This window comes from Pedobacter sp. UC225_65 (assembly GCF_042698365.1).
GTDB lineage: Bacteria > Bacteroidota > Bacteroidia > Sphingobacteriales > Sphingobacteriaceae > Pedobacter.
Genome location: NZ_CP170550.1, coordinates 3,189,752 through 3,210,519 on the forward strand (window position 1 = coordinate 3,189,752; position 20,768 = coordinate 3,210,519).

General features: G+C 40.2%; 30 protein-coding genes and 1 pseudogene. 16 read left to right on the plus strand and 15 right to left on the minus strand.

All coding sequences use genetic code 11. The annotated features are described in order from the left end of the window. Nucleotides 1-116 precede the first annotated feature (116 nt). The 12 genes from ACFJIZ_RS16745 to ACFJIZ_RS16800 all read left to right on the plus strand — a co-directional run bounded on the left by ACFJIZ_RS16745 (nt 117) and on the right by ACFJIZ_RS16800 (nt 7,376). On the plus strand, nt 117-1,760 hold the full coding sequence (locus ACFJIZ_RS16745; protein WP_379086552.1) for a M14 family metallopeptidase: 1,644 nt from the start codon (nt 117-119) through the stop codon (nt 1,758-1,760). 12 nt (nt 1,761-1,772) lie between these two features. Further along, complete coding sequence (locus ACFJIZ_RS16750; protein ID WP_379086554.1) at nt 1,773-2,318, plus strand: M14 family zinc carboxypeptidase; 546 nt, start codon at nt 1,773-1,775, stop codon at nt 2,316-2,318. Between the two features lie 47 nt (nt 2,319-2,365). Next, a complete protein-coding gene (locus ACFJIZ_RS16755) occupies nt 2,366-2,857 on the plus strand; it encodes a M14 family zinc carboxypeptidase (protein WP_379086557.1) in 492 nt (163 codons plus the stop codon). Nucleotides 2,858-2,919: 62 nt separating this feature from the next. Next, nucleotides 2,920-3,264, plus strand: a complete 345-nt coding sequence (locus ACFJIZ_RS16760) for a hypothetical protein (protein ID WP_379086559.1) — start codon at nt 2,920-2,922, stop codon at nt 3,262-3,264. Between the two features lie 80 nt (nt 3,265-3,344). Further along, nucleotides 3,345-3,506, plus strand: a complete 162-nt coding sequence (locus tag ACFJIZ_RS16765) for a hypothetical protein (protein WP_379086562.1) — start codon at nt 3,345-3,347, stop codon at nt 3,504-3,506. Between the two features lie 54 nt (nt 3,507-3,560). Then, nucleotides 3,561-3,758: a hypothetical protein gene (locus tag ACFJIZ_RS16770; RefSeq protein WP_379086565.1), complete on the plus strand. Its 198-nt coding sequence runs from the start codon at nt 3,561-3,563 to the stop codon at nt 3,756-3,758. Further along, a complete protein-coding gene (locus ACFJIZ_RS16775; protein ID WP_379086568.1) occupies nt 3,670-4,542 on the plus strand; it encodes a hypothetical protein in 873 nt (290 codons plus the stop codon). The genes ACFJIZ_RS16770 and ACFJIZ_RS16775 overlap by 89 nt, the downstream gene beginning before the upstream one ends. Before the next feature lie 80 nt (nt 4,543-4,622). Further along, complete coding sequence (locus ACFJIZ_RS16780) at nt 4,623-5,960, plus strand: prolyl oligopeptidase family serine peptidase (RefSeq protein ID WP_379086571.1); 1,338 nt, start codon at nt 4,623-4,625, stop codon at nt 5,958-5,960. Between the two features lie 211 nt (nt 5,961-6,171). After that, nucleotides 6,172-6,531, plus strand: coding sequence for a redoxin domain-containing protein (locus ACFJIZ_RS16785; RefSeq protein WP_379086574.1), 360 nt, complete (start codon nt 6,172-6,174; stop codon nt 6,529-6,531). 120 nt (nt 6,532-6,651) lie between these two features. Further along, on the plus strand, nt 6,652-6,804 hold the full coding sequence (locus ACFJIZ_RS16790; RefSeq protein WP_379086577.1) for a hypothetical protein: 153 nt from the start codon (nt 6,652-6,654) through the stop codon (nt 6,802-6,804). A 15-nt stretch (nt 6,805-6,819) separates the two neighbouring features. Further along, complete coding sequence (locus ACFJIZ_RS16795; RefSeq protein ID WP_379086580.1) at nt 6,820-7,131, plus strand: thioredoxin family protein; 312 nt, start codon at nt 6,820-6,822, stop codon at nt 7,129-7,131. Further along, entirely contained in the window at nt 7,128-7,376 is a 249-nt protein-coding gene (locus tag ACFJIZ_RS16800; RefSeq protein ID WP_379086583.1) for a DUF6952 family protein, read from the plus strand. The genes ACFJIZ_RS16795 and ACFJIZ_RS16800 overlap by 4 nt, the downstream gene beginning before the upstream one ends. Before the next feature lie 71 nt (nt 7,377-7,447). On the opposite strand, the gene ACFJIZ_RS16805 is transcribed toward ACFJIZ_RS16800, so the two are convergent. From ACFJIZ_RS16805 to ACFJIZ_RS16830, 6 genes are all read right to left on the minus strand, one after another. Then, the gene (locus tag ACFJIZ_RS16805; RefSeq protein WP_379086586.1) at nt 7,448-8,011 is read right to left on the minus strand and encodes a helix-turn-helix domain-containing protein; all 564 of its coding nucleotides are present in this window, start codon (nt 8,009-8,011) and stop codon (nt 7,448-7,450) included. Between the two features lies 1 nt (nt 8,012). Then, on the minus strand, nt 8,013-8,519 hold the full coding sequence (locus ACFJIZ_RS16810; RefSeq protein ID WP_379086588.1) for a DUF3347 domain-containing protein: 507 nt from the start codon (nt 8,517-8,519) through the stop codon (nt 8,013-8,015). Nucleotides 8,520-8,525: 6 nt separating this feature from the next. Continuing rightward, on the minus strand, nt 8,526-8,795 hold the full coding sequence (locus ACFJIZ_RS16815) for a hypothetical protein (protein WP_379086591.1): 270 nt from the start codon (nt 8,793-8,795) through the stop codon (nt 8,526-8,528). Nucleotide 8,796: 1 nt separating this feature from the next. Beyond that, nucleotides 8,797-9,342, minus strand: a complete 546-nt coding sequence (locus tag ACFJIZ_RS16820) for a hypothetical protein (RefSeq protein ID WP_379086594.1) — start codon at nt 9,340-9,342, stop codon at nt 8,797-8,799. A gap of 2 nt (nt 9,343-9,344) precedes the next feature. After that, on the minus strand, nt 9,345-9,881 hold the full coding sequence (locus tag ACFJIZ_RS16825) for a heavy-metal-associated domain-containing protein (RefSeq protein ID WP_379086597.1): 537 nt from the start codon (nt 9,879-9,881) through the stop codon (nt 9,345-9,347). 98 nt (nt 9,882-9,979) lie between these two features. Beyond that, the gene (locus tag ACFJIZ_RS16830) at nt 9,980-10,381 is read right to left on the minus strand and encodes a hypothetical protein (protein WP_379086600.1); all 402 of its coding nucleotides are present in this window, start codon (nt 10,379-10,381) and stop codon (nt 9,980-9,982) included. 160 nt (nt 10,382-10,541) lie between these two features. On the opposite strand from ACFJIZ_RS16830, the gene ACFJIZ_RS16835 reads away from it, so the two are divergent. From ACFJIZ_RS16835 to ACFJIZ_RS16850, 4 genes are all read left to right on the plus strand, one after another. Next, nucleotides 10,542-11,258 carry a peptidylprolyl isomerase gene (locus ACFJIZ_RS16835; protein ID WP_379086603.1) on the plus strand — a complete coding sequence of 239 codons (717 nt, stop codon included), beginning with the start codon at nt 10,542-10,544 and terminating at the stop codon, nt 11,256-11,258. 8 nt (nt 11,259-11,266) lie between these two features. Next, on the plus strand, nt 11,267-12,028 hold the full coding sequence (locus tag ACFJIZ_RS16840; protein ID WP_379094086.1) for an exodeoxyribonuclease III: 762 nt from the start codon (nt 11,267-11,269) through the stop codon (nt 12,026-12,028). Between the two features lie 76 nt (nt 12,029-12,104). Then, a complete protein-coding gene (gene hutI, locus ACFJIZ_RS16845; RefSeq protein WP_379086606.1) occupies nt 12,105-13,346 on the plus strand; it encodes an imidazolonepropionase in 1,242 nt (413 codons plus the stop codon). Further along, entirely contained in the window at nt 13,324-14,322 is a 999-nt protein-coding gene (locus tag ACFJIZ_RS16850) for a formimidoylglutamase (RefSeq protein WP_379086609.1), read from the plus strand. Before hutI ends, ACFJIZ_RS16850 begins: the two co-directional genes overlap by 23 nt. Here the strand turns inward: ACFJIZ_RS16850 and ACFJIZ_RS16855 are convergent. The 9 genes and pseudogenes from ACFJIZ_RS16855 to ACFJIZ_RS16895 all read right to left on the minus strand — a co-directional run bounded on the left by ACFJIZ_RS16855 (nt 14,297) and on the right by ACFJIZ_RS16895 (nt 20,677). Continuing rightward, nucleotides 14,297-14,458: a hypothetical protein gene (locus ACFJIZ_RS16855; RefSeq protein ID WP_379086612.1), complete on the minus strand. Its 162-nt coding sequence runs from the start codon at nt 14,456-14,458 to the stop codon at nt 14,297-14,299. The genes ACFJIZ_RS16850 and ACFJIZ_RS16855 overlap by 26 nt on opposite strands. Nucleotides 14,459-14,514: 56 nt before the next feature. Then, nucleotides 14,515-15,081: a 5-formyltetrahydrofolate cyclo-ligase gene (locus tag ACFJIZ_RS16860; protein ID WP_379086615.1), complete on the minus strand. Its 567-nt coding sequence runs from the start codon at nt 15,079-15,081 to the stop codon at nt 14,515-14,517. Between the two features lie 111 nt (nt 15,082-15,192). Next, entirely contained in the window at nt 15,193-15,753 is a 561-nt protein-coding gene (efp, locus tag ACFJIZ_RS16865; RefSeq protein ID WP_379086618.1) for an elongation factor P, read from the minus strand. Nucleotides 15,754-15,901: 148 nt separating this feature from the next. Continuing rightward, the gene (gene efp, locus ACFJIZ_RS16870) at nt 15,902-16,462 is read right to left on the minus strand and encodes an elongation factor P (protein WP_379086621.1); all 561 of its coding nucleotides are present in this window, start codon (nt 16,460-16,462) and stop codon (nt 15,902-15,904) included. 182 nt (nt 16,463-16,644) lie between these two features. Then, entirely contained in the window at nt 16,645-17,259 is a 615-nt protein-coding gene (locus ACFJIZ_RS16875) for an ATP-binding cassette domain-containing protein (RefSeq protein ID WP_379086624.1), read from the minus strand. Between the two features lie 149 nt (nt 17,260-17,408). After that, a pseudogene (gene lpxA / locus ACFJIZ_RS16880) lies at nt 17,409-18,193 on the minus strand (acyl-ACP--UDP-N-acetylglucosamine O-acyltransferase). After that, nucleotides 18,193-19,602, minus strand: a complete 1,410-nt coding sequence (locus tag ACFJIZ_RS16885) for a bifunctional UDP-3-O-[3-hydroxymyristoyl] N-acetylglucosamine deacetylase/3-hydroxyacyl-ACP dehydratase (RefSeq protein WP_379086627.1) — start codon at nt 19,600-19,602, stop codon at nt 18,193-18,195. Before ACFJIZ_RS16885 ends, lpxA begins: the two are co-directional and overlap by 1 nt. A 3-nt stretch (nt 19,603-19,605) precedes the next feature. Further along, nucleotides 19,606-20,277, minus strand: a complete 672-nt coding sequence (gene lpxD / locus ACFJIZ_RS16890; RefSeq protein ID WP_379086630.1) for a UDP-3-O-(3-hydroxymyristoyl)glucosamine N-acyltransferase — start codon at nt 20,275-20,277, stop codon at nt 19,606-19,608. Continuing rightward, entirely contained in the window at nt 20,231-20,677 is a 447-nt protein-coding gene (locus ACFJIZ_RS16895; RefSeq protein WP_379086633.1) for an LpxD N-terminal domain-containing protein, read from the minus strand. The genes lpxD and ACFJIZ_RS16895 overlap by 47 nt, the downstream gene beginning before the upstream one ends. Nucleotides 20,678-20,768: the final 91 nt, after the last annotated feature.

Genomic DNA, 20,768 nt, shown 5'->3' on the forward strand with positions numbered 1-20,768 from the left:
ACCATGGGCTGGATAATGGGGTTTAATGCCTTTACTGTAACATTTATAAAATCTTGTAACGCTTTAGTTTATGTAAATGCTTTTTTCCATAAATTGCACACATAACCTAAACAAAAATGAAGAAACTTTACCTTTTCAACCTGTTTTTTCTGCTATTGCTATGCAATACCTTCGCACAAAACCAACAGGATTACAGCAACAATGCCCGTTTGGCCCAAAGGGTTAAGGCACTTGCAGAAAAATACCCTCAATGGGTTAAAACAAAATCTTTAACGCAGACCGTAGGGGGCAAAGACATCTGGATGTTGACCCTTGGCACTGGCAAAACAGAAGAAAAACCTGCAATTGCAGTAGTTGGAGGCGTAGAAGGCAAACACCTACTGGGTGTAGAGATGGCCATTGGCTTCGCAGAAAAACTATTGGCGGGTTCTGCTACAGACAGCATTAAAACCTTGCTGAACAAACAAACATTTTATGTTTTCCCAAACATGAGCCCTGACGCAACTGAGCAATATTTTGCAAAAGTTAAATCAGAACGTAGTGGAAACGCCACCAAAACCGATGATGACAGGGATGGCAAGCTAAATGAAGACGATGTGGACGATTTAGATGGAAACGGAAAAATCACCATGATGCGTATCCTTAACCCTACCGGAAAATATAAATTAAATCCAGACGATCCTCGTTCTCTTTTGATTGCAGATGCGAGCAAAGGTGAAGTTGGAAAATACATCCTGTTAACAGAAGGTATTGACAATGATAAAGATGGCGATTTCAACGAAGACGGTGATGGTGGTGTAAACTTCAACAGAAACTCTAGCTATAACTATAAAAACTTTATTCCTGGAGCTGGCGAATATGCCGTTTCTGAAAAAGAAAACAGAGCTTTGTTCGACTTCTTATTCGATGCCTTTAATGTATATGCCGTAGTTACTTTTGGTCCGGTGAATAACCTATCAACTCCAGTAACTTTCAATCCTTCTGCATTAACCAAACGAATTATTACAGGATGGTTTGACGCTGATGTGAAATCAAACGCTTTGGTTTCAGAAAAATACAATAAGATCACAAAAACCAAGGATGCGCCAAAAACACAGGCAGAAAGTGGCGATTTTTCGCAATGGGCCTATTTCCATTACGGTCGTTTAAGTTTCAGTACACCTGGTTGGTGGGTGCCAAAAGTAGCACCAGACTCTACACGTAAAGAAAAGAAATTTACCAACGAGGATCAAACTGCTGCTTATTTGCGTTGGGCTGCAAGCCAAGGCATAGCCAATACCTTTACTCCTTGGAAAGCGGTTAATCATCCTGATTTCCCTGGTCAAACCGTTGAAGTAGGTGGTATCGATCGATTTGTATTGATCAATCCTCCTTATAAAATGGTAGATGGAATTGTAGGTAAACATACCGATTTTATTGTGAGCTTGGCCGGAATGGCACCTCAAGTAGACTTTGTAAATGTAAAAACAGAAAAAGTTGCTGATGGCCTTACAAGAGTTACCTTAAACATCATGAACACAGGCGAGCTGTCGACCTATACCAAAGTGGGCGATAGAAGTTATTTCTTAAAAAAGATTGCCGTAAAGGTAAATACCAATGCCAACCAAACCGTAGTTAGCGGCCGCAGAGTACAGACTTTAGAAAGTATCCAAGGCAAAGAGTTCAAAGAGCTGACCTGGTTGATCAAAGGCACGGGTAAGGTAACGATCGATGCCGGTAGCCCAACCACAGGAAGCAAATCAATTGAGGTATCACTATAATCAAAAAAGACAATGAGAATTAAACATACTATTCTTCTGGCTGCAATGATTTTGTGTGCCGGAGTTTTAAAAGCCCAACAATCTGCAAATGTTTTGGCAGCAGTTGGCTCACCGCCAAACCCCAAGGTTACCATCAGCTGGAACCGCTACAACGATTATACGGCTATTACTGATATCTGTAAAAAACTGGCCGCAGCACACCCTACATTGGTCAAACTAGAATCGATGGGCAAATCTTTTCAGGGAAAAGATCTTTGGGTAATGACCATTACAGATACCAAAATAGGTACGGCAGATAAAAAACCAGCCATGTATATCGATGGGAACATCCACTCTAATGAAATACAAGGAAGTGAATTTGCCTTATATACAGCATGGTATTTGGTAGAGATGTATGCCGCAGGCAACAAATCGATCCAATCTTTGTTGGCAGATAAAACATTTTACATTGCCCCAACCATCAATCCTGATGCAAGGGATAGCTTTATTCACCAGGCCAATACGGCCCACTCACCACGTACAGGTCTGATCCAATCGATAATGACCGTGATGGTGTAACAAATGAAGATGGTTTCGACGATCTTGATGGGGATGGACACATTGTAATGATGCGTAGAAAAAGCCCAACTGGACGTTATAAAGTAGACCCAACCGATCCAAGAAGAATGATCATGGTGGGCTATGACGAAAAAGGCGAATATGAACTTTTAGGTTCTGAAGGAATCGACAACGATGGCGATGGTTTTGTAAACGAAGATGGAGAAGGTGCTTATGACCCTAACCGTGATTGGGGATGGAACTGGCAGCCAAACTATATCCAAAGCGGGGCCTATAAATATCCTTTCTCTATTCCAGAAAACAGAGCTGTTGTAGATTTTGTGATGAAACATCCAAACATCGCAGCCGCACAATCTTATCACAATAATGGTGGTATGATCTTAAGGGGCCCAGGTGCCTTAGAAGATCTGGACACCTATAATGCACAAGACGTAAGGGTTTATGATGCTTTGGGTAAAAAAGGTGAAGAAATGTTGCCAGGTTACAGATACTTGGTGGTTTATAAGGATTACTATATTCTGTATTTGGCGGCGAGTTAGATTGGTTTTATGGTGGAAGAGGGATTTATACTTTCTCTAATGAGCTATGGACAGGCTATTCGATGTACAACAAAGCTGATGGAGAAGATAGCCAAGGTCAATTGTATACTTTCGACAGAGATCTTTTAATGAAAGATGCCTTTGTAGATTGGCATCCATATAAACACCCAACTTACGGTGATATCGAAATTGGTGGGTTTAAGAAAACTTATACCCGTTTACACCCTGGATTTTTATTAGAAAGTGATGCACACCGCAACATGGCCTTTAGTGTATTCCATGCCTATAACACGCCAAAATTAGTGGTTGGCGAAATTGAAGTAAAAGATATCGGTGGTGGATTAAAACAGGTAACTGCAGTGGTAAGCAACGATAGGATCATCCTACCCACTCTAGTCAGGATGTAAAGAACAACATTGAGATCCCAGACATTATCTCTTTATCTGGTGGAACCGTGGTTGCTGGAATGATCGTAAACAACCGCGACATGGACATTACAACCGAACAAAAAATGGATCCAACCAATATCAAGGTAAACAATATTGCAGGTAATTCATTTGTAACTGTTCGTTGGCTGGTTAAAGGCGGCACCAAGTTTACTGTAAATGTAAGCAGTAAAAAAGGTGGCCTAGCTAGCAAATCAAATTAACAAAAGCCTCGTCCTGCTGAACTAAGTTCAGCAGGACTTTTTAAATCATATAACATGAAAAAATATCTATTTCTCTTTTTATTATCGGTATCCATTGCCCAAGCACAACAGCTTGCGCCATTAACGGTACAAAAAATAATGCGCGATCCTAAATGGATGGGAAATGCGCCAACAAACTATCGTTGGTCTGAAGACAGTAAAACCGTTTTCTTTAGCTGGAATCCAGAAAATAAAGAAAGATCAGGCCTATAAAGTAAGTGTACTGACCAACAAACCAGAAACGACAGAAGACAATGCGGCAGAAAAAGCTGCTGGCACCAACTACACCTATAACAAAGACAGGTCTTTGGGCCTATCTGAAAAAGGCGGGGATATCTATTTCTATAATTTCAAAAGCAAAAAAGAATCGAGATTAACAAATACCGTAGATCGCGAAAGTGGGGCCCGTTTCCTATACAATAACGATGTAGTTTTCCAACGTGGAGATAACCTTTTCCAATTAAATTTAACTACAAACGAGCTTAAGCAGTTGACCAATTTTGTAAAAGGGAAAAGACCTGGTGCACCAACTGGCCCGGGTATGCCCGATAGAGCCGCTACAAGCATACAAGACAGCTGGTTAAGAACAGAACAGACCAACCTTTTTGATATCATCAAAAAAAGAAACAGACAAGGTGGTAACCGCGGTCAAGCGGCAGGCGGGCCTCGTCGTTTTGGCTTAGGTGGTGGTGCTGATGCAAATACCCGTACCATTAAACCAATCTACCTTGATGATAAGTTTTTATCAGGTTTGGTGGTTAGTCCAGATGGAAGATTTGTAAGTTACCGTTTGGCAAGTCCAATAACCAACAACCACAATACCATTGTACCTAATTATGTAACCGCTTCTGGTTATACCGAAGATATTCCGGGCCGTACCAAAGTTGGCGAAAACCAGATGGTTGCTGAAAGCTTCTTATATGATGGCGAAAAAGACAGTGTTTATGTAGTTAAGGTTGCTCAGATCCTGGCATCAAAGACCTGCCAGATTATGTAAAAGATTATCCTAAACAATTAGAAGAACGCACCAAGAAAAACGAAGATCGTAAAGTAAATTTTGGTAGTCCGATCTGGAATATGGATGGAACAACTGCTATCATTACTGCAGACGCCCTAGACAATAAAGATTTTTGGATCTTAAAACTAGACGCAACAACCGGAAACGTAAGCATATTAGACCGTCAACGTGACGAGGCTTGGATTGGTGGCCCAGGTGTTGGCCGTGGGATCGAGTGGATAGACAATAACCGTTTTTATTACCAAAGTGAAGCGACTGGCTATTCGCACCTTTATACTTTTAATGTAGCTACTGGCGAGAAAAAACAATTAACCTCTGGCAAATGGGAAGTGCAACGTGCGCAACTTTCAAAAGACAAAACGGTATTTTACATCAGCGGAAACAAAGAACACCCGGGTATTACACACTTTTATAAGATCAGTGTAAATGGTGGTGAACTTGTTCAGATCACTTCTATGAAAGGTGGTAATGAGATTACCATGTCTCCTGATGAAAAATGGTTGGCCATCAATTATTCTTACATGGACAAGCCATGGGAATTGTATATCCAAGCCAATAAACCAGGTGCAAAAGCAGTACAGATCACCAAATCGACTACTGCCGAGTTCGACAGCTACAAATGGCGTCAACCAGACTTGGTTTCATTCAAGAACCGCTACGGATCCGATGTGTATGCAAGGGTTTATCCCGCTACCAATCCACATCCAAACAAACCAGCCGTAATATTTGTACACGGTGCAGGTTACCTACAGAATGTACACTACTGGTGGAGCCAATACTTTAGAGAATACATGTTCAACAATATGTTGGCAGATAATGGATATACCGTAATTGATATCGACTACACTGCAAGTTCTGGTTATGGCAGAGACCATCGTACAGGCATTTACAGAGACATGGGAGGAAAAGACTTGACCGACCAAGTTGATGGCGTGAAAATGCTGGTAGAGAAATACGGCGTTAATCCTAAACACGTAGGGCTCTACGGAGGCTCGTACGGAGGTTTCATCACGCTGATGGGACTACTTAAGGAACCAGAGGTTTTTGCGTCTGGAGCAGCCTTACGTTCGGTTACAGACTGGGCACATTATAACCATGGTTATACCGCAAACATCTTAAACGAACCATTCAATGATCCAATTGCCTACCAACGCAGTTCACCAATCTATTATGCCGATAAATTAAAAGGCAATTTGGTAATGTTACATGGCATGGTTGATGTAAACGTACATTTCCAAGATATTGTTAGACTTACGCAACGTTTTATCGAGTTGGGCAAAGACAATTGGGAACTGGCAGTTTACCCTGTTGAAGACCATGGTTTTGTAGAGCCAAGCAGCTGGACAGATGAATACAAACGCATTTTCAAACTGTTCGAAACTACTTTAAAGAAATAGTTCCTTAGCATAAATAATTAAATAAAAGCCCTTTTGATTAATTTCAAAGGGCTTTTTTATGCGCCCACACCAAATAGACAAAAACTAATCATTTTAGTTGTTATATAGTTTTTATCTATAGCCATATCAGTATTTAGTATGTCAGATAAGTTAAACTTGGTTGCTTAAGAAGGCCATTTGCCGTATCTTTGCAAAAAATTTTAAATTAATTATGGCAATAGTAGGTAAAAAATTCCCGAGTGTTAGTATTGATGCAATGTCCGAAATGGGCGATGATTTGAAGATCAATATATTTGAAGAAGCAGTAAGTAAAAATTCTAAAGTTTTGTTGTTCTGGTATCCAAAAGATTTCACTTTTGTTTGTCCAACAGAATTACATGCTTTCCAATCAGCTTTGCCTGATTTCCAAAAAAGAAATACCATTGTAATCGGTGCATCATGCGACACCAATGAAGTTCACTTTGCTTGGTTGAACACCGCAAAAGACAATGGTGGTATCGAAGGTGTAACTTACCCGCTTTTAGCTGATACACACAGACATTTAGCAAACATCCTAGGCATCTTAGATTAAGATGTTGAATATAACGAAGCAGGTGAAGAAGTATTTTCTGGTTCAAACGTTACTTACAGAGCAACTTATCTAATTGACGAAACTGGTAAAGTTTTCCACGAAAGTATAAACGATATGCCATTGGGCAGAAACGTAAAAGAATATCTACGTTTAATTGATGCGTATAGCCACGTACAAAAACATGGTGAGGTTTGTCCTGCAAACTGGGAAGAAGGTAAAGAAGCAATGAATGCGAACAGAACAGGTGTTGCTGAATACCTAAGCGCAAACTAATCAATTCAAAAAAATATGTTTTTAGAATTAACAGAAGATAGCCTTCAACAATACGTTGCTGAAAACAACAAAGTAATGGTTCAGTATGCAGCCTCATGGTGTGGCAATTGCCGGATCATGAAGCCAAAATTTAAAAAATTGGCAGCTGAAAACGAAGATGTTGTTTTCTTGATTGTTGATGCTGAGAAATTACCTAACTCGCGCAAACTTGCTAACGTTGACAACTTGCCAACTTTTGCAGCTTTTGAAGGTGGTGCTTTGGTTGACCAAGTGCAGACCAACAAAGCTGAAGTTTTGACGGAGTTATTTGAAAAAATAAAATCATGAAGATTCCAGTAATCAGACAATTGTTCCAAAATAGCAGCCCTGAGCAACTAGAGGCAACTTTAGAAGTACTAGAAGCTTTTTGTGAATTTAGGGGCGTAAATGAAGCAGAGGTTGATGTGGCAGGCGAACTGATCACCAATATCTGTGGCGCACTCGAAGTTCATGCAAAAGTAAATGAGGGTGCTTTGGAAAAAGATGCATTGAATGTATTTGCCCAAAGGGTAATGGGTTCTATAGATCGGTAACCATCTAACAAGAATGCACTGTATATAAAAGGCCCGCAAAATTAATTTTGCGGGCCTTTTGTTTGTCTACATTAAACCTCGTCTAGAGGTTTTCGGCCACTAAACTGGCCTGCCTTGTAAACAGAAGGTGTTACACCACATACTTTCTTAAATTGGGTGGATAGATGTGCCACGCTGCTATAATTCAACAAATAAGCAATCTCGCTAAGCGACTGCTCGCCATAGGTAAGCAATTCCTTTACTTTTTCTATCTTTTGTTGGATGAAAAATTTCTCGATGGTATTGTGCTCCGTGTCAGAAAATACCGTACTCAGGTGGGCGTATTCCAAATGCAGTCGTCCACTTAAATAATCGGAGAGATTGATCTTCAACGCTTCGGCCGGATAATGGACCAGTTCGATGATCGCTGTTTTGATCTGTTCTGTCAATTGTTTTTTCTTATCCGTAAGCAGTTCAAACCCAAATTTGTGCAATGCTGCCTCTATTTGGTCTAAAGAGCTTGTTATGTTTGCTCCCTGTGCCAATTCAACCTCACCCAATTGTACATCAAGAGGCTGAAGGCCTAGCTTTTCCAGCTCCGTCTTCACCACCATGATACAGCGACTGCATACCATATTTTTGATATACAATTTCATGTTACTTTTTGGCTAGGGTTTCTGTTACCTCACCACAATCGTACATCTTACTTCCATAAAATGGGTTCTGAACATCTTCTACTTCATTTAACCAACTTTTTTTAACCATTGGGCAGTATTGTACATAAACAACCGCATTGTTCATGTTCATGGCTTTAGTTAATTTGATCATTGCCGAAGACACGTACTCAAAGCTTTTGCGTTGCGCTTTCAGGTCTTTTTCGGTAACAATCGGCTCTGCATATTTCTTTAATTCTGTAGTCTGTTTTTTCCACTCGGTTTGTTGTGCAGCGGTTAAGGTTTTGATCGGAAAAGCTGTGATATTATCGGTTAATGCTTTGGCTCCAACTCCCGCTGTTGCCACATTGTCTTTTGACAAGGCATTCTTGATGTCGAAATAAGCCTTTAAAGTGTTGTTAAATTCTCTCTTTGCTACTGTACTTTGTGCTTTTACAGCCGAAGTAATGGCAATGCTCAATACTGTAATGATAATTAATACTTTTTTCATGATTTTTTATTTTAATACGTTAAAAAAATTAAACTCTACTCTGGCCAGGTACATGTTTTTAAGGTAGCGTTCTTCCATCGTTCCAGTGGCGTGAAAACGATAACCTAAATCTATCCTGGTTTTACTGTTCAAGATCACTTGAACTGCTGGGGCGATATCTAGATAGGAATTTCCGTTGGTCGGATTAGTTTTGCCCAACAATTCCACATATAGGTTAAAGTTGGGTTGATTATAGTTTTTATAGACAAATGGCAGCAATAAATAGCCACTAGACAAGCTATAATTGATTCCTTGAAACGGATCTTGGTAACGCCCAATCGAATGGCCTATCTTTAGTTGCAAAGCTTTTACTATAGCCCAATGTGGCAGATAAGGCCAGTTTGTGGATCAGTTGTGTAAAGATCAGTCCACCCTGCCAACCACTATTGTCTCCTTCTAGGTTAACATCCTCTGAATAGGCTCTCCTTTTACTGGTACTGATCCTACCATAGGCAGCCCCTCTAAAATGGCTATGCGCTTCGTCTAGCGACAAGAACCGATACTTGGCATAAAAACTTCCTCCTTCCAAGCGGTATTTGCCATCCATATCCGAGAAAAAACCTTGTGCATGGAACATGATGTTCTTGTTTAACCCAACCATCACCTCAGCTACGCTTCTACTCCTAAAATCGGAACTGAACATGCCTTCATTGGTTAACCTAACACCTATTGATTTAGCAGGCATGTTACTGGCTGGCTCCGTAAAAACATACAGTTCTTGCGCAGAAACAACATGCCCTACACTGAACATTAACAGTGCAGATACAATTATTTTCCTTAGCATTTTTAGATACTTAAATGATAGATCCTGGTTTTTTTACCATTCACAACACCAGTTCCACTTGCGTAAGAATCAAACTTAACCGTATTGGATTTTTGTTTAAAACTGCTGTTCGAAATAAAGCTTTTATCGATCACACTTACCTTAACAGGGCCATTTAAAACCTTGCCTTTTGCATTGGCAAAGCGATAGACGTTAGTGCCTACAATTGCCTGTCCATTGTCGTCGATCTTTACCTGGTTAAAGTTGATGGTGGCATCTAACTTTCCTACAGAAAATCCGGCATCTTTCACCTTGGTATTCAATTGGTCAAAGTTTACCGCTTTATCTTTCTTAAAAGTGATCACGAAAAGGTTTTTGTTAAGGTCTGGTGTTACATTACTTACATAATCTAATGTACGCAACGATTTCTCGGTAGCTTGAGAACACATAGAGCAAGTTAGGCCTGTTACTTGCATTTCTACTGTAGTGATTTCTTGGGCAGATACTTTGTTTATCGCAAAAAGCATCAAAAAACTCATGATAATTTTGGTCGTTTTCATTGTTGGATTTTTTAAAATGAATAAATGATAGGCCTTCTTTTGAAGGCATAAAAGATATATTACAGTTCAAAAACTGCAATACGATTATTCATTTTCGGCTAATTCCTGAAAACGCAATTGAATACGTGTATGGCTACACCTGTAGATTTGGGGGGAGCCTTATTGTCTAGGCGATTAAAAAGTTTAGGCAAGACATATTTGACCAGCTCGCTAATTCGTGGGTGAAGGTAAGTTTCTAGACTGAAAAGTTTAGGCAACTTAAAAGAGCTTTCTGTTTGATGGCTATCTTTAACCTTAACATCAACCTTGGTGTTTTTACAACAACCATCGTCTTTTTTAGCTACAGGTTCCTGTTTGCAATATTTACAAGCGGTTTTGTTTTCGAATATCGCAACAGAAGCTAATTTTCCTCCGCAAAAATGCATGCTCAAAGCCACACCTATTACACTAACCAGGTAAAAGGAGCAAAGGGCAATCGCTAATTTTTGCTTTAACTTCATTATTAACAAAGCTATAGATAAATTTTTGAAATCAAATTTTATAAAGTGTTAAAAATTGGTAAATAAATAACCGGACGATATCTGTCCATTCTACTTTTTTAAATAACTTAGCATAAATTATAGAGCAGGATATGCTCCGTAACACCAAAGAATGGCATCCATGAAAAAAATCCTCTTCCTTTTTTTAAGCCTCTGTTTTATCCAAGCTTATGCTGCAAAACCGAAGCACACCTATGTAAAGATTTCTACCGCAAAGGGCGAATGCATTGTCAAACTCTATAACGAAACTCCTTTGCATCGAGATAATTTTATCAAATTGGCAAAGGAAGGTTTTTATAACGGCACTTTATTTCATCGGGTAATCAAAGCCTTTATGATCCAAGGTGGAGATCCCGACTCAAAAACAGCTAAACCTGATGCTTCATTAGGTGGTGGCGATTTAGGTTATACCGTTCCCGCCGAATTTAGAGACAGCCTTTTCCACAAAAAGGGCGTACTCGCTGCAGCCAGAGAAGGCGATGCCAGCAACCCAACAAAAGCGTCGAGCAGCTCTCAGTTCTATCTGGTACAGGGAAAAGTATTTACAGATTCGCTCTTAGATGTTACCGAATCGAAAAGGATGAAGTTTAAAATCCCAGAATGGCAACGTCAAGTATATAAAACCATTGGTGGCACCCCGCATTTAGACCGCAACTATACAGTTTATGGCGAAGTGGTTAAAGGATTAGAAATGATCGATGCCATTGCTGCAGAGCCTACCAATCCAGGCGATCGACCGAAAACAGATATCCCAATGACGGTTACCATCTTAAAGAAACGCGAAGCTAAAAAACTGGAAAAAGAACTGGCCAAAAACGCGGCCAAACAACATACATAAAATGAAAGATCATTTCTTACAACGTAAATGGCATTCGTGCCGCAGCCACCAAAGGCCTTTTCAATTGGCTACAAGCAACAGATGCAGATATGGTTTGCCTACAAGAGGTAAAAGCCCTAAAAGAGCAGATTCCCGAAATTGTGGCACTGATCGAGCAATTGGGTTATCACCATTATTGGTTTCCAGCTGAGAAAAAAGGCTATAGCGGTGTAGCCATCTTAACAAAGGTTAAACCGAACAACGTCTCTTATGGTTGCGGTGAGCCTTGGATCGATGCAGAAGGAAGGATTTTAAGAGCTGATTTCGATAACTTCTCTTTGATGAGCTTGTACATGCCTTCTGGATCTAGTGGCGACGAAAGACAGGTCAAAAAATATGAATTTATGCGCTTCTTTGATGGATACATCGACGAATTACGCAAAGAACATCCCAATTTGATCATTTCTGGCGATTATAACATTTGCCATACTGCGATTGATATCCACAACCCAAAATCCAATGCAAACTCATCTGGTTTTTTACCCGAAGAGCGGGAGTGGATGGAATTGTTCATGAACAATGGTTTTATCGATACTTTTAGGCATTTCAACAAAGACCCGCACCATTATACCTGGTGGAGTTATAGAGCAGGTGCCAGAGGCAAAAACTTAGGTTGGCGCATCGATTATCATTTAGCTACTAGACCCTTGGAAAACAGACTGAAAAACGTAAAGATTCTTCCAGATGCTTTACACTCAGACCACTGTCCGGTTTTATTGGAAATAGAGTAAAATGAGTTGTGCATTGCCTGTTCTGAATCCAGGCAGCCAATAATTATAACTCCATTTTTTTATCCATCACCCAATTATGTTAATTATAAATATCAAAGGCCTTGTTGGCGTACATCCAAAAGAGAAATTGGTGCTTCGCGGTAGCGAAATGGCCAATTTACCCCTATTGGAAAACGCTTGGCTCTTACTGGAAGGTGGATTGATCAAAGATTTCGGAACGATGGACAATGTTCCGTCTTCTCTCTTGCATTTTCCATCAACCATTGACGCCAGTGGAAAATTTGTATGCCCATCTTGGTGCGATAGCCATACCCATATTGTTTTTGCCGCTCCGCGTGAAGAAGAGTTTGTAATGAAGATTGCCGGCAAAACCTACGAAGACATTGCCGCAGCCGGCGGAGGCATCTTAAACTCCGCCCGTAAACTCGAATTGGCTACCGAAGACCATCTTTTCGAAAGTGCCAGTTTGCGCCTCAAAGACATGATCAAGCAGGGAACGGGTGCTGTTGAAATTAAAAGCGGTTATGGGCTTACCGTTGAAAGTGAGCTGAAGATGTTGCGGGTCATCAAAAGGCTCAAACTTGCCTTTAACATCCCAATAAAAGCGACTTTACTGGCGGCCCATGCTTATCCTACCGCCTACAAAAACGACCATCAGGGATACATCAAACTCATTATTGAAGAGTTATTGCCAATAGTTGCCAAAGAAGGTTTGGCCGACTATATGGATGCTTTTTGTGAAAAAGGATTTTTCGCTGTAGAAGAAACAGACCAATTGTTAACAGCGGCGGCCAAATATGGCCTGAAACCAAAAATCCATGCCAATCAACTTTCTGTTTCTGGCGGGGTACAAATAGGCGTAAAACACCATGCCGTTTCTGTTGACCATTTGGAAGAAACGGATGAAGATGTACTGCAAGCCCTATCAAACAGCGATACCATTGCAACCTTGCTACCCTCTTGTTCATTTTACTTGAATATTCCTTTTGCAAATGCGAGAGGCTTATTGAATGCCAATGCTCCAGTAGCACTTGCCACCGATTACAACCCCGGCTCTACTCCTTCTGGGAATATGAATTTTGTGGTCTCTTTAGGCTGTATCAAACTAAAGATGCTGCCCGAAGAAGCCATAAATGCTGCCACGTTAAACGGAGCCGCGGCCATGGAATTAAGCAAGGAAGTGGGTAGCATTGCCATTGGCAAAAAAGCCAACCTATTTATTACCAGAGCAATCCCTTCATTGGCTTTTCTACCTTATAGTTTTGGACAATCGCAGATAGAAATGGTAATCTTAAATGGTGAAATATACAATGGATAACTTTAAACTATATACCCAACAGGATATCCTTAGTTTGGTAAATACGAGGATTGGCGAGCAAAAGCTTGGCGAAAAGGTACAGGTCGTTACTGATTTAGACCAACTTAAAAATGCTGCTGCACAATTTGTACTATTGGGTATTCCTGAAGATATTGGTGTAAGGGCAAACCATGGCATTGGCGGTACAAAAACCGCTTGGCAAGCGGCTTTAAAAACCTTCCTCAATATCCAAAGCAATCCGTTTTTACAGGGTGAGGAAATTTTGGTATTGGGTCATTTTGAGATTGCCGAACCCAAAGACCAAAGCATTGACGGGTTAAGAAAAAAAGTGGCAGAGATAGACTCGTTGGTATCTCCAATCATCGAAAAAATTGTAGCTGCAGGTAAAATCCCCATTGTAATTGGAGGCGGGCACAATAACGCAGCCCCACTCATCTGGGGCAGTTCCTTGGCTTTAAAACAAGCCATTAATGTCGTTAATATTGATGCGCATGCCGACTTACGTAACCCAGCAGAAGGCAGGCATAGCGGCAATGGTTTTAGTTATGCGATGCAAAATGCTTACCTTAACCAATACCGGATATTTGGTCTCCATCAAAACTATGTGAACCAGGCCCTACCCAACCAAATCGCTACAAGCCAAAATATTTCCGTTACTTATTTTGAAGACCTGCTTCAAAGCCAAAAAAGCATTGCAGAGAATTGGGTAGATTTTACAGATGACCTCCCAACCCCTTGTGGCTTGGAAATAGACTTGGATAGCATAGAAAACCTAATGTCGAGTGCCATTAGCCCTTCTGGGTTTAGCATAAATGATATTCGAAAAATTCTTTTGGGCAACACCAAAAAGTACACTTACCTCCATCTTTGTGAAGGGGCAATTGTAATGGAAGATGGTAGAGTGGATCAAAAAACTGGCAAGGCAATTGCCTATTTGGTGAGCGATTTTATTAAAGCACTTCGTCCTCGTATTTAGCCGCCGCCTTCATCATGATCTCCATTTCTGCTTTTTGAGCAGTTGTTAAAGGATCTTCTTGTTCCTGCATCTCGAAAATGGTGATCATTGTGTCTTCGTACTGCTGCGCAGAAGTTATTGTAAATTCCTTTTCCATGGCTGATCCTATTTTGAGCTTTCAGGTTAGTTTAGTGGCAATGCGGTTGTATAAAATTAGTGATTAAAATCAATAATCCCATTGGGTGTAATGCATTTGTCCAATCGTATATCATTCAAATGTACATCAATAATTTTTTCTACCGCATCAAAAAAAGATATTCCAACTTTTTGGGTACTGATGCCCTCTAGAAACCTGTCGTAGAATCCTTTTCCGTAACCTACCCTATACCCTTGTAGGTCAAATGCCAATAAAGGCACCAAAACCATATCTGGAGTGCCAACAAATGGCCTGGCTTTTTGAGGCTCGGGGATTTGGTAATGATTATTCTGAAGGTCATTTCTATCCACATAAGTATAATGGCTCATCAAGTTGGAGTCGAAATCTGCCTTTGGAACCACGATTTCAATTTCTGGATGATAGGCCTGTAGCCAATCGATCATCAAGAATGTATCAGGTTCTCTTTGGTGTACAATAGGCAAAAACAAATGAACGCTTTTAATATTGGCAAAATCAAGCGTTTTAAAGCCCTCCAACAGTTTTTTATTGGCCAAGGCAACATCTGCATCGCTCATCGCTAGGCGTTGCTGTAGGGTTTGTTTTCTTAAGGCTGCTTTGCGCATATGGCTTTAATCATTGTCTGAACGAAATTACAAAAAAATGGCTTCAGAAATTAATCCAAAGCCATTTGTTATCTATTCTTGAAATCCTTCGTTATGCCGAGGAGAGCAATTCTATTTTACACGTTCTACGTATTCGCCGGTACGCGTATCAATCTTGATCTTATCACCTTGGTTTACAAACATCGGCACCTTAATTTCAACCCCATTTTCTAGTGTAGCACTTTTTAGGGCATTGGTAGAAGTATCGCCTTTTACCGCTGGCTCAGAGTAAGTGATCTCAAGTTCGGTAAAGTTCGGAATCTGTGCCATGATCGGCTCTTCACTTTCCATAGAAACCAAAATGCTCATTCCTTCTTTCAGGAAACGGATAGATGGGCCAAACAACGTTTTTGGCACATTGTGCTGCTCAAAAGAAACATTGTCCATTACCACCAAGTAATCACCATCTTCGTACAGGTATTGATAATCGCTGGTTTCAACGCGACAAATTTCTACTTGTTCGTCTGTATTCATACGGGCTTCAACAAGCCTAGATGATTTGATGTTACGAAATTTACCTGTGTAAAATGCTCCGCCTTTACCTGGGGTGCGGTGGTTCCATTCTTCAACAGTAACCAATTCTCCATTTACGCGAAGAATGTTACCTACTTTTATTTCTGATGCTTTTGCCATATTAGTTTATAAAATCACTATTTTATTTGGTCTTTTTTTGAAGGCGCAAGGTAAAAACTATTTTTAAAATAAAAAGCAAAAAAAATGGCTTCGGGAACCACTCCGAAGCCACAATCAACCTAAACCTAAAACTAAACTATGAAAATTCTTATTTTACTCTTTCAATATATTCGCCTGTACGGGTATCAATCTTAACTTTATCGCCTTGATTGATAAACATTGGCACTTTTATTTCTACTCCTGTTTCTACTGTTGCATATTTCAATGCGTTTGTAGAAGTATCGCCTTTAACAGCGGGCTCAGAGTAGGTAACTTCTAATTCAACATGCGAAGGTGTTTGTGCCATAATCGGCTCGTCACTTTCAAATGCGATGATCACGTTCATTCCTTCTTTCAAAAATTTAACACTTTTACCGAACAATGCCGTCGGAATGTTAAACTGTTCGTAAGTAGTATTATCCATTACTACTAAGAATTCACCATCTTCATACAAATACTGGTAATCGCTGGTTTCAACTCGACAAATCTCTACTTCCTCATCTACACGAAAACGATATTCAACCAATTTTCCGGTTTTAACGTTACGCATTCTAGCTTGATAGAAAGCTCTTAAATTTCCGGGTGTACGGTGAAGAAATTCTTCTACTTGTACCAATTCTCCGTTAAATCGTAGAATATTTCCGTTTTTAATGTCAGATGCTTTTGCCATTTTCTTTGAAATTTTGCCTATTCCTATAGCCTGATTTCGTGGCGCAAAGGTATAAACTATTTTTTAATTAAACAATAGTGATTTTAAAATATTTTTTAAGTGTGGATTTAAACAGAAATAGGCTAGTTTTTGACCCTGTATTTCTTACACAAAGGTATCTATTTGACAATGGAATGTCAATACTATTTGTAATCTGTAATTTTCAATTGATGTGTACAAAAAGAATATTCATGTACCTGATTGGACCCTACCAATACCATTTTATCAGCAGCAAATCTATCGATCAGCGACAGGTACCATGCTATACCTTGCTCGTCCAAATTAGAGGTTGGTTCGTCTAATATCAAGATCGGCGAGTTGGTACAACAGGCCAAGGCCAGCTTTGTCCTTTGCTTCATGCCCGACGAAAAGTATTTTAAAGCTTTGTCTTGCGATTTTTCGAGTCCAAGCAACGCCAACACTGCATTTGCATTCAAACCTGCAGCATAGTCTTTAAACTGGAAATGGAATTTGATGGTTTCTTCTAAAGTAAATTCTTCTACCAAATCTAAATAGGGGGCAGCAAAGCTGATGTGCTGATAAATGTCTTCTACCTTAACTTCTTTTGGATTTTGATAAGTGAGTGTCCCTTCTGAAGGAGTTAAGTTTCCTAATACAATACTCAATAAAGTTGATTTCCCAGACCCGTTTGGTCCCAATACCGCATATTTTTCGCCCAGTTTAAAGTTATAGGTGACATTCTTAAATATCCACTCCTTATTAAATCTGCGACCAATATTGCTGAGGGTGATTTTCATTTATAGTACTGAGATTGAAGATATTAGACAAGAGGTGTGAGTATCGATGCCTTGCGCCTTATGTTTAATTGCTCAATCGTTTAACTGGTTAACTGTTTATTGAAATTTGAGTAGCAAGCCCCTACACCTTCAGCCTTATCCCTTATATCCTAGCTTCCGGTACCAAAACCACGCATTACACCGCGGTTAGAGTTACGGATAAAATCTACGATTTCATCACGAATCTCTGTGGGTTGAAATTCTGCCTCAATGATATCCAAAGCCTTGGTTACATTGTTGTTCTTTACAAAAAGCACACGGTAGATCTTTGAATCTCGTTGATCTTTTCTGGAGAAAAACCTCTTCTACGCAAGCCAACCGAGTTGATACCTACATAAGAAAGTGGCTCTCTAGCTGCTTTAACATAGGGAGGTACATCTTTACGCACCAACGATCCGCCCGTTACAAAAGCATGCGAACCTACTTTAACAAACTGGTGGATGGCCACCAAACCCGCCAAAACCACATAATCACCAATGGTAATGTGTCCAGCTAACGTAGTGCTGTTAGAGAAGATGCAATAATCGCCAACCTCACAATCGTGGGCAATGTGAGAATAGGCTTGGATCAAACAGTTTTTTCCGATCACCGTTTTCCATTTATCTTTGGTACCACGGTTGATGGTTACACATTCGCGGATGGTGGTATTGTCGCCAATTTCTGCGGTGGTTACCTCTCCAGCAAACTTTAGATCTTGTGGAATACCTGAGATTACAGATCCTGGGAAAACCCTACAGTTCTTCCCAATTCTGGCGCCATCCATGATCACCACATTGGAACCGATCCAAGTGCCTTCGCCAATTTCTACATCTTTATGAATTACAGCAAACGGTTCTACTACAACATTATCTGCTATTTTTGCTTGGGGGTGTATATATGCTAAAGGTTGTATCATTATGCTATTTCGCTTTCTTTTACTTTTGAAATTTGTGCCATCATCTCGGCCTCTACTACTATCTTCTCGCCAACCATTCCAATGCCTTTCATCTGTGCAATTCCACGTCTGATCGGTTCCATTAAATCACATCTGAAAACCAAGGTATCACCAGGCAGAACTTGTGCCCTGAAGCGTACATTGTCGATTTTCAAGAAGTAAGTTAAATAATTTTGTGGATCTGGAACGGTACTTAAAACCAAAATGCCGCCGACTTGGGCCATGGCCTCTATCTGTATTACACCTGGTAATACCGGTGCTCCAGGAAAGTGACCTCTAAAGAAGTCTTCGTTCATGGTTACATTTTTAACACCAACCACGTGGGTTTTAGAAAGTTCCAAAACCTTGTCTACAAACAAAAATGGTTGTCTGTGCGGTAAAATTTCCATGATCTGTACCACATCATATAGTGGTTTCACATTCGGATCATATACCTTTTGTATTTTCTTTCCTTTTTCTTTTTTAATGGCCGCCTTGATTTTTTTAGCAAACGCAACGTTAGCCGCGTGGCCAGGTCTAGCCGCCATGATGTGGCCTTTCAAATGCACACCCACCAAAGCCAAATCGCCAATCATATCTAATAATTTATGACGGGCTGGCTCATTCTGGTAACGCAGTTCCATATTGTTCAGGATACCCTGTGGCGCTACTTCAATGGCATTTCTTTTGAAGATCTTAGCCAAATGGTCTAATTCTTCTTTGGTTACTTCTTTATCTACGATCACAATGGCGTTGTTCAAATCACCGCCTTTGATCAGGTTGTTCTGTAATTGATATTCTAACTCGTGCAAGAAACAGAAAGTACGACAAGAGGCAATCTCTTTTTTAAATTCTGCAATGCTAGAGATACCCGCATGTTGACTTCCCAATACTGGAGAGTTATAGTCGATCATACAAGTAAAACGGTAATCATCTAGCGGCATCGCTACAATCTCTACCTTTCTATCTACTTCTGTATAGGTAATGTTATGTGGAATGGTAAAGTATTCACGATCTGTGCTTTGGGCAACCACGCCAATTTCTTCCAATGCTTCGATAAACTGGATCGAGCTTCCATCCATAATCGGAGTTTCGGGGCCGTTCAGCTTCATCAATACATTGTCAAGGTCCATACCCACTAAAGACGCCATTACGTGTTCTACCGTACTTACACTGGCGCCGTTCTGAGAAATGGTTGTTCCCCTAGCGGTATCAGTAACGTTATCGCAATCTGCATCAATGATCGGTTGTCCCGGAAGGTCTACTCTTTGAAATTTAAACCCGTGGTTATCTGGCGCAGGGCAAAAAGTTAAGGTCACATTCGCTCCCGTATGTAAGCCAACTCCTTTTACAGATACTTCGCCCTTTATCGTCTTTTGTTTAACGTTCATTCCTTATTTTTGTATTGTACCAATTTGTTCTATTATGGCAGTAAGTTCTGCAATTTTAGCTTCTAATTCCCTAATACGTTTATCAACCTCAGGTAATTTTTTAAAGATAACGGTAGATCGCATCCATTCTTTTAAAGGTTGCGCCGGACTACCATGCCATTGTTTGTTTTCTTCGGTATTAAAATTAATTCCGGCTTGCGCACCAATCTGTGTGCCCTTGCCTAGATTTAAATGCCCTGCAATGCCCACTTGACCACCAATTACAGAGTTATCTCCTAGTTTTGTACTTCCAGAAATACCCGATTGGGCCGCAACAACGGCATGTGCGCCTACATCAACATTGTGTGCAATTTGGATAAGGTTGTCTAGCTTTGCTCCTTTACGGATAAAGGTAGAACCCATCGTTGCCCTGTCTATCGTTGTATTTGCACCAATCTCTACGTCATCTTCTATAACAACGTTTCCGATCTGCGCAATCTTATTGTAAGTTCCATCTGGTTGTGGCGCAAAACCAAATCCATCACTGCCAATTACAGCATTAGAATGGATGGTTATTCGGTCTCCCAGTTTTGAACGATTGTATATTTTTACACCCGGAAAGATCATACAATCATTTCCGATCTTGGTCTCAGCACCAACATAAGTCTGTGTATAAGTACTTCGTATTGTCGCCAATTTCTACGTTTTCCTCAATGCAACAAAAAGCACCAATATAAACATTGTTACCAATCTTTGCCGTGGGGTGGATAAAAGAAGGCTGCTCTATTCCTGCTGGTCTTCTGTCTTGGTTAAGGGCTTCGTTATATTTTTCTAACAGCACAGAAAATGCGCTATATGGGTCTTTAACTTTGATCAGTGTGCTATGAATGGGCTGTGCGGGCACAAAATCATTAGATACGATCACAACAGAAGCCTGTGTGGTATATAAATAGCTTTCGTATTTAGGGTTTGATAAAAAACACAGCGAGCCAGCATTGCCATTTTCTATTTTAGAAAGCTCTCCAACTTCTACAGTTGCATCCCCCTCAATGACACCATCTAAAAATTCGCTTATCTGCTTGGCAGTAAATTGCATGGTACAAAGTTAAATGTTAAATTGATATGAACAAATAAACAACTCTAGTTAATTAGCGTATTAGTTACAAGATTAAGACACTCAACGCAGT

Bases quoted from the DNA above. Each gene is read 5' to 3' on its own strand.
- ACFJIZ_RS16765 (WP_379086562.1), top strand. From the start codon at position 3,345: ATGGACATTACAACCGAACAAAAAATGGATCCAACCAATATCAAGGTA.
- ACFJIZ_RS16875 (WP_379086624.1), bottom strand. From the start codon at position 17,259: ATGAAAATCACCCTCAGCAATATTGGTCGCAGATTTAATAAGGAGTGG.
- ACFJIZ_RS16830 (WP_379086600.1), bottom strand. From the start codon at position 10,381: ATGAAGTTAAAGCAAAAATTAGCGATTGCCCTTTGCTCCTTTTACCTG.
- ACFJIZ_RS16820 (WP_379086594.1), bottom strand. From the start codon at position 9,342: ATGCTAAGGAAAATAATTGTATCTGCACTGTTAATGTTCAGTGTAGGG.
- ACFJIZ_RS16745 (WP_379086552.1), top strand. From the start codon at position 117: ATGAAGAAACTTTACCTTTTCAACCTGTTTTTTCTGCTATTGCTATGC.
- ACFJIZ_RS16825 (WP_379086597.1), bottom strand. From the start codon at position 9,881: ATGAAAACGACCAAAATTATCATGAGTTTTTTGATGCTTTTTGCGATA.
- ACFJIZ_RS16895 (WP_379086633.1), bottom strand. From the start codon at position 20,677: ATGCAATTTACTGCCAAGCAGATAAGCGAATTTTTAGATGGTGTCATT.
- ACFJIZ_RS16775 (WP_379086568.1), top strand. From the start codon at position 3,670: ATGCGCCAACAAACTATCGTTGGTCTGAAGACAGTAAAACCGTTTTCT.
- ACFJIZ_RS16760 (WP_379086559.1), top strand. From the start codon at position 2,920: ATGTACAACAAAGCTGATGGAGAAGATAGCCAAGGTCAATTGTATACT.
- ACFJIZ_RS16780 (WP_379086571.1), top strand. From the start codon at position 4,623: ATGGATGGAACAACTGCTATCATTACTGCAGACGCCCTAGACAATAAA.
- ACFJIZ_RS16805 (WP_379086586.1), bottom strand. From the start codon at position 8,011: ATGAAATTGTATATCAAAAATATGGTATGCAGTCGCTGTATCATGGTG.
- ACFJIZ_RS16770 (WP_379086565.1), top strand. From the start codon at position 3,561: ATGAAAAAATATCTATTTCTCTTTTTATTATCGGTATCCATTGCCCAA.
- ACFJIZ_RS16785 (WP_379086574.1), top strand. From the start codon at position 6,172: ATGGCAATAGTAGGTAAAAAATTCCCGAGTGTTAGTATTGATGCAATG.
- hutI (WP_379086606.1), top strand. From the start codon at position 12,105: ATGTTAATTATAAATATCAAAGGCCTTGTTGGCGTACATCCAAAAGAG.
- ACFJIZ_RS16750 (WP_379086554.1), top strand. From the start codon at position 1,773: ATGAGAATTAAACATACTATTCTTCTGGCTGCAATGATTTTGTGTGCC.
- efp (WP_379086621.1), bottom strand. From the start codon at position 16,462: ATGGCAAAAGCATCTGACATTAAAAACGGAAATATTCTACGATTTAAC.
- ACFJIZ_RS16860 (WP_379086615.1), bottom strand. From the start codon at position 15,081: ATGCGCAAAGCAGCCTTAAGAAAACAAACCCTACAGCAACGCCTAGCG.
- ACFJIZ_RS16885 (WP_379086627.1), bottom strand. From the start codon at position 19,602: ATGAACGTTAAACAAAAGACGATAAAGGGCGAAGTATCTGTAAAAGGA.
- ACFJIZ_RS16800 (WP_379086583.1), top strand. From the start codon at position 7,128: ATGAAGATTCCAGTAATCAGACAATTGTTCCAAAATAGCAGCCCTGAG.
- ACFJIZ_RS16755 (WP_379086557.1), top strand. From the start codon at position 2,366: ATGATGCGTAGAAAAAGCCCAACTGGACGTTATAAAGTAGACCCAACC.
- ACFJIZ_RS16810 (WP_379086588.1), bottom strand. From the start codon at position 8,519: ATGAAAAAAGTATTAATTATCATTACAGTATTGAGCATTGCCATTACT.
- ACFJIZ_RS16855 (WP_379086612.1), bottom strand. From the start codon at position 14,458: ATGGAAAAGGAATTTACAATAACTTCTGCGCAGCAGTACGAAGACACA.
- ACFJIZ_RS16835 (WP_379086603.1), top strand. From the start codon at position 10,542: ATGAAAAAAATCCTCTTCCTTTTTTTAAGCCTCTGTTTTATCCAAGCT.
- ACFJIZ_RS16795 (WP_379086580.1), top strand. From the start codon at position 6,820: ATGTTTTTAGAATTAACAGAAGATAGCCTTCAACAATACGTTGCTGAA.
- efp (WP_379086618.1), bottom strand. From the start codon at position 15,753: ATGGCAAAAGCATCAGAAATAAAAGTAGGTAACATTCTTCGCGTAAAT.
- ACFJIZ_RS16850 (WP_379086609.1), top strand. From the start codon at position 13,324: ATGGTGAAATATACAATGGATAACTTTAAACTATATACCCAACAGGAT.